The sequence below is a fragment of the Streptomyces sp. NPDC093065 genome (assembly GCF_044754585.1).
Classification (GTDB): Bacteria; Actinomycetota; Actinomycetes; order Streptomycetales; family Streptomycetaceae; genus Streptomyces.
On the sequence record NZ_JBIVPJ010000004.1, the window covers coordinates 292,571 to 305,862 of the forward strand.

12 protein-coding genes are annotated in these 13,292 nt (G+C 71.7%); 6 read left to right on the forward strand and 6 right to left on the reverse strand.

Annotated elements, in window-relative coordinates; translation table 11 throughout:
• The 3 genes from ACIQFU_RS09810 to ACIQFU_RS09820 all read left to right on the forward strand — a co-directional run bounded on the left by ACIQFU_RS09810 (position 1) and on the right by ACIQFU_RS09820 (position 2,187).
• Positions 1-843 (forward strand): class I SAM-dependent methyltransferase, encoded by an 843-nt coding sequence (locus tag ACIQFU_RS09810; protein WP_402550538.1) that lies wholly within the window; start codon positions 1-3, stop codon positions 841-843.
• A 116-nt stretch (positions 844-959) separates the two neighbouring features.
• Positions 960-1,163, forward strand: coding sequence for a hypothetical protein (locus ACIQFU_RS09815; protein ID WP_402550341.1), 204 nt, complete (start codon positions 960-962; stop codon positions 1,161-1,163).
• 166 nt (positions 1,164-1,329) lie between these two features.
• Positions 1,330-2,187, forward strand: a complete 858-nt coding sequence (locus tag ACIQFU_RS09820; protein WP_402550342.1) for a glycerophosphodiester phosphodiesterase — start codon at positions 1,330-1,332, stop codon at positions 2,185-2,187.
• On the opposite strand, the gene ACIQFU_RS09825 is transcribed toward ACIQFU_RS09820, so the two are convergent.
• From ACIQFU_RS09825 to ACIQFU_RS09850, 6 genes are read right to left on the reverse strand one after another with little or no spacing between them, the layout of a single operon-like run.
• Complete coding sequence (locus ACIQFU_RS09825; RefSeq protein WP_402550343.1) at positions 2,174-3,151, reverse strand: formylglycine-generating enzyme family protein; 978 nt, start codon at positions 3,149-3,151, stop codon at positions 2,174-2,176. The genes ACIQFU_RS09820 and ACIQFU_RS09825 overlap by 14 nt on opposite strands.
• A 37-nt stretch (positions 3,152-3,188) precedes the next feature.
• Positions 3,189-4,742: a sulfatase-like hydrolase/transferase gene (locus tag ACIQFU_RS09830; RefSeq protein WP_402550344.1), complete on the reverse strand. Its 1,554-nt coding sequence runs from the start codon at positions 4,740-4,742 to the stop codon at positions 3,189-3,191.
• Positions 4,739-5,740 carry an aliphatic sulfonate ABC transporter substrate-binding protein gene (locus ACIQFU_RS09835; RefSeq protein ID WP_402550345.1) on the reverse strand — a complete coding sequence of 334 codons (1,002 nt, stop codon included), beginning with the start codon at positions 5,738-5,740 and terminating at the stop codon, positions 4,739-4,741. The genes ACIQFU_RS09830 and ACIQFU_RS09835 overlap by 4 nt, the downstream gene beginning before the upstream one ends.
• A gap of 20 nt (positions 5,741-5,760) precedes the next feature.
• On the reverse strand, positions 5,761-6,573 hold the full coding sequence (locus ACIQFU_RS09840) for an ABC transporter ATP-binding protein (RefSeq protein ID WP_402550346.1): 813 nt from the start codon (positions 6,571-6,573) through the stop codon (positions 5,761-5,763).
• Positions 6,570-7,451: an ABC transporter permease gene (locus tag ACIQFU_RS09845; RefSeq protein WP_402550347.1), complete on the reverse strand. Its 882-nt coding sequence runs from the start codon at positions 7,449-7,451 to the stop codon at positions 6,570-6,572. Before ACIQFU_RS09845 ends, ACIQFU_RS09840 begins: the two co-directional genes overlap by 4 nt.
• Positions 7,438-8,703, reverse strand: coding sequence for an ROK family transcriptional regulator (locus ACIQFU_RS09850; RefSeq protein ID WP_402550348.1), 1,266 nt, complete (start codon positions 8,701-8,703; stop codon positions 7,438-7,440). The genes ACIQFU_RS09845 and ACIQFU_RS09850 overlap by 14 nt, the downstream gene beginning before the upstream one ends.
• A 235-nt stretch (positions 8,704-8,938) precedes the next feature.
• Here ACIQFU_RS09850 and ACIQFU_RS09855 point away from each other — a divergent pair, with 235 nt between their 5' ends.
• The 3 genes from ACIQFU_RS09855 to ACIQFU_RS09865 all read left to right on the forward strand — a co-directional run bounded on the left by ACIQFU_RS09855 (position 8,939) and on the right by ACIQFU_RS09865 (position 13,258).
• Entirely contained in the window at positions 8,939-10,297 is a 1,359-nt protein-coding gene (locus ACIQFU_RS09855) for a family 43 glycosylhydrolase (RefSeq protein WP_402550349.1), read from the forward strand.
• 133 nt (positions 10,298-10,430) lie between these two features.
• Positions 10,431-12,587 carry a SpoIIE family protein phosphatase gene (locus tag ACIQFU_RS09860; RefSeq protein WP_402550350.1) on the forward strand — a complete coding sequence of 719 codons (2,157 nt, stop codon included), beginning with the start codon at positions 10,431-10,433 and terminating at the stop codon, positions 12,585-12,587.
• Positions 12,584-13,258, forward strand: a complete 675-nt coding sequence (locus ACIQFU_RS09865; protein ID WP_402550351.1) for a CBS domain-containing protein — start codon at positions 12,584-12,586, stop codon at positions 13,256-13,258. The genes ACIQFU_RS09860 and ACIQFU_RS09865 overlap by 4 nt, the downstream gene beginning before the upstream one ends.
• The last annotated feature ends 34 nt before the right edge of the window (positions 13,259-13,292 follow it).

Sequence of the window (13,292 nt, forward strand, 5' to 3'; positions counted from 1 at the left end):
ATGGGCGTCGGCTGGGAGTGGGACGAGACGCTGTTCTCCGGTGCCGCCGCCTTCTACCGGCGCGGGAGACTCCCGTACGCCCCGGGCCTGGCGGACGTGCTCGCCGAGGTGCTGCACCTGGACGGCCGGGGCCGGCTGATCGACCTGGGGTGCGGGCCGGGGACGGTCGCACTGCGTCTGGTCGGCCACTTCGGCGAGGTCGTCGGGGTGGACCCGGACGCGGGCATGCTCGCGGAGGCGGCGCGCGGGGCCGCGGAGCTGGAGGTGACCGGCAAGGTGCGGTGGGTGCGGGCCCGGGCCGAGGAACTCCCCGCGGGACTCGGCGACTTCGATGTCGCGACCCTCGCCCAGTCGTTCCACTGGATGGACCGCGAACGGGTGGCGGCGGCCGTCCGGGGCATGCTCCGGCCCGGCGGCGTCCTGGTGCACATCTCGGACCTCAAAGGTGAGTCACGGCCCACGGACGGGCTGCCGTGTCCGCCGGTCCCGCACGCGGCGGTAGACGCGCTCGTCAGACGGTATCTGGGGCCGGTCCGCCGGGCAGGGCGGGGGCTGCTGCCGCGCGGGACACCCACCGGTGAGGCCGCGGTACTGACCGGCGCGGGGTTCGCGGGCCCGTACCGCCATGTCGTACCCGGCGGGCAGGCGATGGTGCGCACCCGCGACGACGTCGTGGCCGGGGTTTTCTCGATGTCGTTCTCGGCTCCGCACCTCTTCGGTGCCCGGCTCGACGCCTTCGAGACGGAGCTGCGCCGTCTGCTGAGGGAGGTCTCGCCGTCGGGCCGCTTCTCGGCACGCCGGCCGGGTACCGAGGTGTTCGTCTGGCCGCGCGGGTCGGACTGAGCGAGCACCCGCCGGTGCCTCCGCCGTGCCGCGGCCGGTGTCCGCGGGTGAACCCGACTGGCCCAGTCGGTCCACGGCGAACGTTTCCCCCCGGTCCCCCGTTCGTTGGGACGGACATGATCAAGAAGCTCGCCTGTGTCTCCGTCGCGGCCACCGCTCTGCTGGTCTGCGCGCCCGTCGCCGAGGCGGCCCCCGTGCCCGGCCCGTCCGCCGGTGTTCCCGGTGGTCAGCTCCTCGACGGTCTCCTCGGATCGCTGGAGGTGGGGCATCCGGCCACCTCCCCGCAGTCCCTCCTCCCCCAGGGGCTCCTCGGCCGGTGAAGGGTGGGGCAGGAGGGGGTGATGCGCGCAATCACCCCCTCCTCCTCCGATGACCGGTTCGGCGCTCCCCTCCACCGGCCGATCCCGGGCCCGCCGGTTCGCGGCAGGCTTCCCGTAACCGCCGTCCGGGAGCCTCCAGGGAGTTATTCGAACGCGGGAGGCTCCAGTGAAGTTCACGAGCAAGAGGCGCGCCGGTGTGGTGATGGCGTTGCTGAGTGGTCTGGCGTTGGCGATGACGTCGACGACCGCGCAGGCCACCACCGACGGCCCCGACGTCATCGCCCACCGCGGCTCCTCCGGCATGGCACCCGAGAACACCGCCGCCGCCATCGACCTCGCCGTCCACCAACACGCCGACCACGTCGAAATCGACGTCCAACGCACCAAGGACGGCAAACTCGTCAACTTCCACGACTGCACCATGCAACGCACCACCAACATCGAAACCCTCTACCCCGACCGCCCCACCTACCGCGTCTCCGACTTCACCTGGAACGAACTCCGCCACCTCGACGCCGGAACCTGGTACCACGACAACTACACCGGCGAACCCCTCATCACCCTCGACGACGTCATCCACCACCTCCAGCACACCCACACCGGACTCCTCGCCGAAATCAGCCCCTGCAACCAATACGGCACCACCATCGCCACCGACCTCGCCACCCACCTCCGCAGCAAACCCCACTACCTCCACACCGCCCTCGCCCACCACAAACTCGCCGTCCAGTCCTTCCAGACCGACGACGCCCACACCTTCCACACCGCCCTGCCCGACATCCCCATCGGCATCCTCGACGCCGACCGCCCCACCGACACCGAACTCGTCCAACTCAGCCAATGGGCCGACCAGATCAACCCCCAGCACACCGTCACCGACCAAACCCTCGTCGACCGCATCCACCAACTCGGCATGACCGTCAACGTCTGGACCGTCGACGAACCCGGCGCCATCCGCACCATGACCAACCTCGGCGTCGACGGCATCATCACCGACTACCCCCAAACCCTCACCCAGCGCTGACGCCGATGCCCTCCTCGTCGTTGGCGCAGCGGAAGCCGAGGTTGCCGGACGAGGAGTCCGGCGTGTTGGAGGAGCGGGCGGCGACCCGGTAGCGGTTGCAGTAGGAGTCGTGGCACAGGTAGGAGCCGCCGCGCAGGACCCGCGCGGTCCCGGTCGCCGGGCCGTGCGGGTCCGCGGCCGGCGAGTCGGCGTAGTAGGTGGGCGAGAACCAGTCGGAGCACCATTCCCACACGTTGCCCGCGGTGTTCCACAGGCCGTGGCCGTTGGGACGGTAGGACTTGACGGGTGCGGTGGTCAGGTGGCCGTCCTCGGCGGTGTTGACGTGAGGGAAGCGGCCCTGCCAGATGTTGCAGCGCCACCGGCCGCCGGGGGTCAGTTCGTCGCCCCAGGCGTAGCGGCGGCCGGCCAGTCCCCCGCGGGCCGCGTACTCCCACTCGGCCTCGGTGGGCAGGCGTTTGCCGGCCCACCGGGCGTAGGCGCCGGCGTCGTTCCAGGAGACGTGGACGACGGGGTGGTTCTGCCGGCCGGTGACGTCGGAGCGGACGCCCTCCGGGCGGCGCCAGTGGGCGCCCCGCACGTTGATCCACCAGGGGGCGCCTGCGGCGTTGCCGAGGACGTCGGCGTCCGGGGCGGCGACCACGAGGTGGAAGACCGCCGAGGAGCCGAAGCGTTCGGCGTCGGTCACGTGTCCCGTCGCTTTGACGAAGGCGGCGAACTGGGCGTTGGTGACAGCGGTCTCGTCGATGTGGAAGGGCTTCAGACGCACCGTGTGGACGGGTGTCTCGCCGTCGGCCCGATACCCCTCCCCGAAGGCGTCCCCCATCGCGAACTCACCGCCCGGCAGGCGCACCTGGCCGCGGGTGGAGCGCGGGCGGGCGGCCGGTCCCGGTGCCGCGGGGGAATCGGTGGGCACGGCGACGGGTGCTGTCGCGGGGGCGCAGCACGGGCGGTGGGCACGGGTCATGGGTCGGTCCTCGAATCGGGCTGCGGACTTGTCGGTGCTACGCCTTGTACGTGGACTCGTCGAGCCCGCTCAGGGTGGGGTCGTGGCCCACCTCGCCGACGTCGTACATCGAGGTCATCCAGTGGTAGAAGTTGTCGCCGCGTTCGCGCAGCACGTCGTACAGCCTGCGCATCATGCGGCCGCGGACCTCCGCCTGCTCGGGGTGGGCGTAGACGTTCTGCAGTTCGTCCGGGTCGGTGTGCAGGTCGTACAGCTCGTTGACGGAGTCGGGGTTGACGACGAGTTTGTACCGGTCCTCGCGCAGCATGCGCTGCGGGTAGGGGAAGTGGTGGCCGTGGAACTCGCAGACGATGTCCTCGTCCCACTCGACCGTCTCGCCCCTGACGAGGGGCAGCAGGCTGCGCGAGTCGACGGCGGGTTTGGGGTCGAGGCCGGCCAGTTCGAGGATGGTGGCGGTGCAGTCGAGGAGGCTGACGAACTCGTCGCGCACCTGGCCGCCGGGCGCGCCCGGGACCCGGAGCAGGCCGGGGGTGCGGTAGATGTCCTCGTACATCGCGGGGCCCTTGTCGTGCAGCCGGTGCGAGCCGGTGAACTCCCCGTGGTCGCAGGTGAAGAACACCGCGGTGTCGTCCACGAGGCCGAGCCGCTCCATGGCGGCCATGACCCGGCCGATCTGTCTGTCGATGAGGGCCACGTAGCCCCAGTAGACGGCGATGAGCTTGCGGGTCGTCTCGATGGGCATGGTGTCGAAGGTCCAGTGCGCGCTGTAGTTGCGCTGGACGGGGGGTTTGCCCTCGAAGGTTTCGGAGACCGATCGCGGCAGCTCGACGTCGGCCGGGTCGACCAGGTCGAAGTACTCGTCGGGCAGGATGTACGGCAGGTGCGGTCCGAAGAAGTGCAGGGCCAGGAAGAAGGGCTGGTCGCGCTCGTGGGCGTCGGCGGCGTACCGCTCCAGCTGCTCGATGGCGCGGGTGGCCAGGTAGTGCTCGAAGGTGGCCTCGACCGGCTGGTGCAGCCGGGCGGCGAGCAGGTTGCCCGGGCCGCCGTTGGGCAGGGTGCCGCGGATCCGGTCGCTGATCTCGTACGGGGGCAGTCCGCGCTCGGCGAGGTAGGCGAGGTAGTCGGGGTGGTCGACGGGGTTGTGCCAGCCGGGCAGGTCGGGGCCGTCGAAGCCGTAGTCGGCGGCGGTGCGCCGGTTGCCGGTGTGCCACTTGCCGAACAGGCCGCAGTTGTAGCCGTGTTCGCGCAGGGCGCGGGAGAAGGCGAACTGGTCCTCGGCCAGGTCTTCGAGGTAGCCGACGTTGCGTTCGTGGTTGGCCAGGAGCTTGTGCCGGAAGGGTGCCTGACCGGTCAGGAGGCTGGCGCGGGCCGGGGTGCAGATGGCGGTGGGGGTGTACCAGCGGTCGAAACGGGTTCCGGTGGCGGCCAGTTCGTCGAGTACGGGGGTGTGGGCCAGCGGGTTGCCGTAGGCGCCGAGCGTGTCCGTGCGGTGCTGGTCCGTCATGAGGAAGAGGATGTTCTTCCCGGACGCGCCGGACCGGGTGCTGCCGGGGCCGGCGGGGTCGGCGGCGGGCTGGTTCGCTTGGGTCACTTGCCCGCTCCCGTGAAGAGGTCGCCGGTGTAGTAGGTCTCGGGGTCGACGGGCTTCTTCAGCTTGCCCGCGTTGACGAAGTAGTCGTTCATGCCCTTCAGCCACTTGACGACGGTGCCGTCCTCGGTCAGCTTGTCGAGTTCCTCGACGCTGAGCACCTTGTTGTTGGCGGCGTCCGCCTTCACCTGGTCGACGGGGATCTTCAGTTTGCCGGCGGTGAGCTCGATCGCCTCGTCGCTGTGCTCGGAGCGGAAGGCCATGGCCTCGCGGAGCACGGCGAGGACCTTCTTGGTCTTCTCCGGCTGGTCGGCCACCACCTTGTTGCTCGCGACGAACGCGGTGGGGAAGGAGACGTCCTGCTCGAAGTCGGCGTTCTTGGCGAGTTCGACGAGGTCGGGAACCTGCTTCTTGATCGTCGCCGCTGCCGGGTACCAGAAGCCGGCGCCGTCGACCTGCTTGGAGGAGAAGGCGGAGACGATGGTGGACGGGTCCATGGGGACGACCTTCAGGTCCTCCTTGGTCATCCCGGCCTTCTCCAGGGCCAGGGAGAGGATCATGTCGCCGGAGGTGCCCTCGGGCACGGCGACGGTCTTGCCCTTGAGCTGCTGCATCGAGGTGATGCCCGGCTGGGCGAGGACCCGGTCGGAGTTGCCGAGGGTGTTGACGGCGACGACCTTGGCCTGGCCGGAGGCGGGGAGCCACATGGCGCCGGGGCCTATGTAGCCGAAGTCGAGGTTGTTCGTGCCCAGGGCCTGGATCTGGAGCGGTCCGTTGGTGAAGACCTTGGCGTCCGCCGAGAGACCGTGCTTCTTCCACAGGCCCTTGGCCTCGGCGATGGCGATGAGGCTGGCGCCGTTAAAGTCGTTGATGTATCCGAAGCGGACCTCGTCCGACGACCCGCCGGAGGACGAGCCGCCGCCGCATCCGGCGAGCAGGGCCATGGCGGCCACGCCGGCGAGGGTGGTGGTGAGCTTTCTGCGGGTGAGTGCGGGTGTCATGGCGGTGGGTCCTTTCCGGGTCATGACGTCGAGGAGTGAGTACCGGAAAGGGCGGCGGTGCGGCCTTCCTGGTGGTAGACGGAGTGCCACACGCGGTTGCGCAGCGCGGCGAACTCGGGGCTGAGCCGGAAGGCCTCGTCGCGCACGATGGCGGGGTCGACGTCGATGACGTCGTAGACGCGTCCGGGGCGGGCGGCCATCACGACGACCCGGTTGGCCAGGAACACGGCCTCGTCGACGTCGTGGGTGATGAACAGGACCGTGCGCCTGTCCTGGCTCCAGGTCTTCAGCAGCTGCTCCTGGAGTTTGACCCGGGTGAGCGCGTCGAGAGCGCCAAAGGGTTCGTCCATCAGCAGGATCGAGGGGTCGACGGCGTAGGCGCGGGCGATGGCGCAGCGCTGTCGCATGCCGCCGGAGAGGGTCTTGGGGAGCGCGTCGGCGAAGCGTTCCAGGCCGACCAGCTCGATGAAGTGCTCGGCCCTGGCGCGGCGTTCCGCTTTGGGCACGCCGGTGGTGCGCAGACCGAACTCGACGTTCTGACGCACGGTCAGCCAGGGGAAGAGGGCGTACTGCTGGAAGATCACGCCGCGCTCGGGTCCGGGGCCGGAGACGGGGGCGCCGTCCACCAGGGCACGGCCGGCCGTGGGGGTCTCCAGCCCGGCGAGGATGTTCATCAGGGTGCTCTTGCCGCACCCCGAGGGGCCGACGACGGTGACGAACTCGTGGTTCGCGATGTCGAGCGAGACGTCGTCCAGGGCGGTGAAGGTCTCCCGGCCCAGCGAGAAGGTCTTGGTGACGTGCTGGACGGAGATCTTGGCGGGTGTGCTGGTCATCGGCGTTCCTGCCATCGGGTGAGCCGGCGTTCGGCGAGGAGGAGGACGCGGTCCATGAGGAGACCGAGGATCCCGATCGAGATGAGCCCGACGAAGATGGTCGGGAGGTCGTAGTAGAGCTGGGCGTTCTGCATGCGGTAGCCGAGGCCTTCTTGGGCGGCGATCAGCTCCGCGGCGACCAGGGTGGCCCAGGCCGAGCCGAGGCCGACCCGCATGCCGACGAGGATGAAGGGGGTGGAGGCCGGCACCACCACGCGGGCGAAGATCGTGGCGTCGCCCGCGCCGAGGACCCGGGCGGCGTTGATCAGGGTGCGGTCGACGTTCACCACGCCCTGGAAGGTGGAGATCACGCAGGCGAGGAACGCGGCGAGGAAGATGACGAAGATCTTCGGTGTCTCGTCGATGCCCATGGCGACCACGGCCAGCGGGATGATCGCCAGCGGCGGGATGGTACGGAAGAACTGGATCCACGGTTCGATCAGTCCGCGCAGGATGCCGTACCAGCCCATCAGGAAGCCCACCGGGACGGCCACGGCCGTGCCCAGCGCGAAGCCGACGAGGACCCGGGTCAGGCTGGCCAGGGCGTCGTCGGCGAGCGTCCCGTCGCTGATCAGCGTGCCGGCCCGGGAGACGACCTCCGGTGGTGTCGGCAGCTTGAACCCGGCGGCCGCGAGGGCCCACCAGATGGCGATGCCGAGGGCGACGGACACGGCGTTCAGGGCGAGCGGCAGCCCTCGTCGGCCCGAACGGGAGGGTTCCGGGGCGGACTTGGCGGCGCCCGCGGCGGCGTCGCCCGCTTCGGCCTCGGGCAGGCCCCCGGGCACCTTCTCGGTCTGCGGCTGCCGTTGACCGGCGCTCCGCTTGTCAAGGACGGACATGGGCGGCTCCTTCGGTGGCGGAGTCGGGTGCATCGGAACGGCCCTTCACGTCGGCGGTCTCGGGGTACCTCGCCAGGAGGGGTGAGCTGTGGAAGACCGCGGCGAGCGCGCCGATGGCGCCGTCCTCGTCGGAGAGCCGGGCCGCGGCGACGACGGGCCCGGCCGACGCGGTCGGGAAGATCTCGGCGGCGAGGGTGGCGGCGACCTGCTCCACGAGGACCGGCGCCAGCCGGGTGATCTCGCCGCCGACGACCACCTTCGCCGGGTTCAGCATCATGGTCGCTGCGCCGACCACCCGCCCCAGTGCCCCCGCGGCCTCCCGCAGGACCCGGTCCACGACGGGGTGCGCACGGCGCACGGCGGCGGCGAGGTCGTCGAGGTTCTCCAGGCGCAGACCGAACTCCCAGCAGGCGGCGAGGATGCCGGGTACGGAGGCCACGGTCTCCAGACAGCCCCGCTTGCCGCAGCGGCAGGGCCGGCCCGCCGGTTCGACGGTCACGTGGCCCAGTTCGCCGGCCAGTCCGGACGAGCCGGTCACCAGCTGGCCGCCGACGACGAGGCCGCCGCCGACGCCGTCCGAGAGCCGTACGTACACCAGGTCGGCGACGCTGTCGGCGCCGCTGATCGCCTCGGCCAGGGCGGCCAGTCGGGTGTTGTTGTCGACGATCACCGGTGCGTCGAAGCGCTCGGCGAAGGCCACGTCGACGCCTTCGGGTGCCGGGCGGAGCACGGTGGCGCCCCCCGTGGCGCGGGGCCAGGCGGCTCCCTCCGGTGCCGGGTAGGGGCCGGGCACACCGATGCCGATGCCCTGCAGCGCCCCGTAGTGGACTCCGGCCTCGCTGCTCAGCCGGTCGACCAGTTCCAGGGCCAGTTCGGTGCGGGTCTTCCAGGTCGCGGTGTCCTCGTAGCGGACGGAGCCCGAGACCATGATCTCGTGGGAGGCGTCCGCGACGACGACGTGCACCCGCCGGTGTCCGAAGTCGACGCCCATGAACTGCGCCGACGCCGGGTCGAGCGCCAGCCGTTCGGCCGGCCGGCCGCTGCCCTCGCGCCGGGAGGCGTCGGTGTCCACGACGACGATGGCTCCTCGTTGCAGGAGGTTGCCGGTGATCTCGGACAGGGTGGTGCGCGACAGGCCCACGACCCGGGCGATCTCGCCGCGGCTCATGGCGCCGTTCTCCTGCAGCGCACGCATCACCCGCTCTTCGTGGGTCCGCCGGACCAGTGCGTGCACTCCGCTGGGCATCTGCATGCCGGTCAAGGTAGGGAGGCTCGATTATTCCGTCAACACTCCGACGGAAAGATGCAATGAAGCGTTCACAATGCCTGGTCGCCCCGTGCCTGGCGGTGCCGCTGGGAGCAGATTATTCGTCCGGCCTGTTGACGTAAATGTGCGGACGTTCGCATGCTGTGCGCCGTACCCCCGTCGTGCGGCTCGTGTGCCGCCCCCGGTTCCCGGACGGGGACGACCGAGGAGAACCCGACTGATGACCGATGCCGAGTACGGACTCCACCGACGCTCCCTGCTGGCCGGCGCCGCCGGTGTGGGGGCGGCGTTCGCCCTGCCGGCGGGCGCCGCGCAGGCGGCTCCCGCGAGCGCCCCCGCCGCCTCCCCGGCGGCCGGGGCGGCGCGGCGCCACCCGCGGAACTGGCCGGACCCCGAGCCCTACGGTGCGGCGGACACCCGGGTGGACCTGTGGCCGCGCGAGGACAACTCGTTCGTCCTCCCACTGGAGTTGCGTCCCCGTGACAAGGAGCGCGGCACGGTGTGGATGCGCGACACCTACGTGAACTGCTTCGTCGTCGACGGCCGCCCGCTGTACGTCGCCACGGGCACCTCCCGGGTGCCCGGCCTCGAGGCCGCCGGCCCCTGGAACGACGGCATCTTCGTGTGGCTGGCCCCCTCCGTCAAGGGCCCGTGGCGGCTGGCCGACACGACCCGGGTCCGGCCCGGGGCCGAGCGGGGCAAGGTGTGGTCGCCCGAGTTCGCCGGGGAGAACCGGCCCGGCCGCACGGTCGTGGCGCCCTGGCAGGAGTACTGGCACGACGAGCAGTTCGGCAAGCGCGGCCAGGCCTGGGCGCCGGAGCTGCACTACTTCCGCGGCACCTGGTACATCGTGGCGTGCATGGGCGACCACTCCCGCAAGGTCGGCTCGTTCATGCTGGTGAGCGAGGGCGGGGTCGAGGGCCCGTACCGCCTGGTCGAGGGGAATCTGGAGAAGCCCTTCGGCGACTCGTTCATCGGGGGCCCGCAGTTCATCGAGCCCGGCGCCTACCACCACATCGACGGCGGCCTGTTCACCGAGGGCGACGACGCGTGGCTCGTGCTGCACAACGACCTGTACGCGAAGTTCCGGGACGACATGGAGGACATCGTCACGACGACGGACCTGCCGCGGTTCCGGCAGACCCCCTACTCCCCCGAGCCGTACCTCGAGGGCGCGTACGTGTTCAAGTACAAGGGCAAGTACCACCTCGTCCACGCCGCCTGGGACCGGACCTCGGTCAACGCCGACGGCACCGTCCGCCAGGCCTACGACGTGCCCGCGACCGGCCGGGTGCAGTTCCAGTACGACGCGATCGTCGCCGTGGCCGACCGGTTCGAGGGCCCGTACTCGAAGCGGTACACCGCGGGGGTCGGCGCCGGTCACAACAACTTCTTCGTCGATCACCGGGGCGACCTGTGGGCGACGTACTTCCTGAACCCGGCCGCCGGCTACTGGTCCGACGCCTCCCGCCTCGCGGACTCCGCCGTGCCCGGTGTCGTACGGCTGGAGTGGACCGGGCCGGCGGACGGCCGGCTGTATGTGAAGCGCAGGTCCGAGGGGCGCGGCGACCGGGACTGAGCGGCGGCGGTGCCCGTCCCGCCGTGCCCTCGCATGCCGTCGCGACGGGACGGGCGTAGTGTCCAGATATGGGTGATGTTCGGTGTGGCCGGCGTCGGGCAGCCCTGTCGGCGCGGACGCGGGCGGACGGCTGATGGACTCCGCGATGGCCGCGGTGGTGCGGGCGAGCGGTGCGTACGGAGGGATCCTGTACGTACTGCCGCCGGGCGAGAACGCCGTGTGGCAGGTCCTGGTCACGGGCGTCCCGCAGGAGATGGCCGCCCCGTGGCGCCGGGTCGGCCTGGGGGACCCCATGCCCGTCGCGGACGCGGTGCGCGAACGCCGCCTGGTGTGGGCCGGCGGCCGGGAGGACATGGCGCGCCAGTACCCGCGGCTGGCGCTCGTCCTGCCGTACGAGTTCGGCCTCGCGGCCGCGCCGGTGGCCTCCGACGCCGCCGTGCGCGGCGGGCTGGTGCTGCTGTGGGCCGGGAGCCACCCGGCCCGGCTGAGCAGCGGCGAACAGGACGCCGTCCGGGCGGGCTGCCGCCGCCTGGGTGACAGCCTGGAGCGGGCACTCGCCCGCGGCGAACCGCTGCTGCCGGAGCGCCCCCGGACCCTGCCGCCGCCGGCCCCGCGCCCGTCCTCCCACGTCGAGGCGGCCGAGCTGTCCGCGTTCGTGGACCGTCTGCCCGGCGGTTCGTGCGCGCTGGACCTCCAGGGGCGCCTCGTCTTCGTGACCCCTGGGGCCGCCGAACTGCTCGGTGTCGACCGGTCCCTGCTGATGGGCGCGCTGCCGTGGGAGGCGCTGCCCTGGATGGACGTGCCGCACGTGGAGGACCGCTACCGGGCCGCGCTGGTCAGCCGCAGACCGCAGGCCTTCACGGTGCTGCGCCCGCCGGATACCTGGCTGACCTTCGAGCTGTACCCGGACGCCACGGGGCTGAGTGTCCGCATCGTCCCCGGCAGCCCCGAGGCGGACGCGCCCCCGGCCCGGTCGGTGCGGAGCACGGGACCCAGCCGCGCCACGGTGCTGTACCACCTGATGCACCTGGCCTCCACGCTGACCGAGGCGGTCAGCGTGCCGGACGTGGTCGAGCAGACCGCCGACCAGCTGATGCCGGCCCTGGGCGCGCAGGGCATGGTGGTGATGGTCCCGGAGGACGGCCATCTGAAGATCGTCGGTCAGCGCGGCTACCGCCCGGAACTCATGAGGCACTTCGACGGGTTCCCCCTGTCCTCGGCCGTCCCGGGCGCCGACGTCATGGCCACGGGGGTCCCGGGTTTCTGGCCGTCGTTCGCGGAACTCCACGAGGCCTATCCCGCCATGACGCACCAGGACGGGATGGTGGCCTGGGCCGTGCTGCCGCTGATCGCCTCCGGCCGTCCCATCGGCTCCCTCCTTCTCGCCTACCGGCGGCCCCACGTCTTCCCGCCCGGCGAACGGGCCGCCCTCACCTCGCTGGCCGGTCTGGTGGGGCAGGCCCTGGACCGCGCCCGGCTCTACGACGCCAAGCACCACCTCGCCCACCGCCTGCAGTCGGCCCTGCTGCCCCACACCCTGCCCGACCTGCCCGGCCTGGACATCGCCGCCCGCTACCTCCCGGCGGCCCGGGGCCTTGGCATCGGCGGCGACTTCTACGACGCCATCCGTCTCGACGCGGACACGGCGGCCGTCACCATCGGCGACGTGCAGGGCCACAACGTCGACGCGGCGGCCCTGATGGGGCAGGTCCGCACCGCCGTGCATGCACACGCCACCGTGGGGGCTCCCCCCGGCGACGTCCTGGCCCGCACCAACCGCCTGCTCACCGACCTGGACCCCGGCCTGTTCACCAGCTGCGCCTACGCCCACCTCGACCTGGCCACCCACCGGGCCTGCGTGGCACTCGCCGGGCACCCTCCTCCCCTGCTCCGCCACGCCGACGGGCGCGTCGAGCCCCTGCGCGTGCCGCCCGGTCTGCTGCTGGGCATCGAGCCGGACACCGTGTACCCCTCGCTGGAGTTCCCGCTGCCGCCCGGCAGTGTGCTCGCCCTGTACACCGACGGACTCGTCGAGGCTCCCGGGGTCGACCTCGACGACGCCATCGCGGCTCTCGCCGGGCTCCTGGAGCACGGCGATCCCGGCGACCTCGACGCCATGGCCGACACCCTCATCCGGCACGCACCCGCTCCGGGGGACGACATCGCCCTGCTCCTGGTCAGTCCCCACGCGGCGGTGGGGCACTCCCGGGGCCGATCGATCGTTTTCACGGACGAGAAGGACGAACGCCGGTCCGCGCGGGCCGGCAGCGGAGGGGAAGACGCTCGATGAAACACCAGACGGTGCGCGACCTGATGAGCGACGCCGTGGTGCGCGTGCAGCGCGGCACACCGTTCAAGGAGATCGCCCACCTGCTGCTGGAGTACGACATCACGGCGGTGCCGGTCGTCGACGGGGAGAACCGTCCGGTGGGGGTGGTGTCGGAGGCGGACCTCCTGCAGAAGATGTGGGGCGGGGAGCCCGACGGTTCCCCCGAGCACGCCGAGTGGTCCCGGGCGGCGGCGGCCGGCAAGGCGGACGCCACGGACGCGGCCGGGCTCATGACCTCACCCGCGCTGTGCGCCCGCGAGAGCTGGAGCGTCGTGGACGCCGCCCGGGTCATGGCACGGCACCGCATCAAACGTCTGCTGGTCGTCGACGGGGGCGGGCGGCTGGCGGGGGTGGTCAGCAGGAGCGACCTGCTGCGGGTCTTCCTGCGCACGGATCGCGCGATCCGCACCGAGATCATCGAGGAGGCCCTGGTGGGGACGCTCGGCCTGGCGCCCTCCTCGGTGCAGGTGGACGTGACGCACGGCCATGTCGTGCTCAGTGGCCGCCTCCCGGCCCATGTGTCCGCCCCGCTCCTGGAGGAGCACTGCCGGAGCGTGGACGGCGTCGTCGCCGTCGAGTTCAGACCGGCCGGCGAGGCCGGCGCCGAGGGTCCCGCGGCCGTCGGATCCTGACCTCCCGCCCGCACGGCGGGCTCCCCGCCCGTGT

What these genes read in the sequence shown, in the direction of transcription:
- ACIQFU_RS09810 (WP_402550538.1), top strand. Translation starts at nt 1, where the DNA reads ATGGGCGTCGGCTGGGAGTGGGACGAGACGCTGTTCTCCGGTGCCGCC.
- ACIQFU_RS09815 (WP_402550341.1), top strand. Translation starts at nt 960, where the DNA reads ATGATCAAGAAGCTCGCCTGTGTCTCCGTCGCGGCCACCGCTCTGCTG.
- ACIQFU_RS09825 (WP_402550343.1), bottom strand. Translation starts at nt 3,151, where the DNA reads ATGACCCGTGCCCACCGCCCGTGCTGCGCCCCCGCGACAGCACCCGTC.
- ACIQFU_RS09835 (WP_402550345.1), bottom strand. Translation starts at nt 5,740, where the DNA reads ATGACACCCGCACTCACCCGCAGAAAGCTCACCACCACCCTCGCCGGC.
- ACIQFU_RS09840 (WP_402550346.1), bottom strand. Translation starts at nt 6,573, where the DNA reads ATGACCAGCACACCCGCCAAGATCTCCGTCCAGCACGTCACCAAGACC.
- ACIQFU_RS09845 (WP_402550347.1), bottom strand. Translation starts at nt 7,451, where the DNA reads ATGTCCGTCCTTGACAAGCGGAGCGCCGGTCAACGGCAGCCGCAGACC.
- ACIQFU_RS09850 (WP_402550348.1), bottom strand. Translation starts at nt 8,703, where the DNA reads ATGCAGATGCCCAGCGGAGTGCACGCACTGGTCCGGCGGACCCACGAA.
- ACIQFU_RS09855 (WP_402550349.1), top strand. Translation starts at nt 8,939, where the DNA reads ATGACCGATGCCGAGTACGGACTCCACCGACGCTCCCTGCTGGCCGGC.
- ACIQFU_RS09860 (WP_402550350.1), top strand. Translation starts at nt 10,431, where the DNA reads ATGGACTCCGCGATGGCCGCGGTGGTGCGGGCGAGCGGTGCGTACGGA.
- ACIQFU_RS09865 (WP_402550351.1), top strand. Translation starts at nt 12,584, where the DNA reads ATGAAACACCAGACGGTGCGCGACCTGATGAGCGACGCCGTGGTGCGC.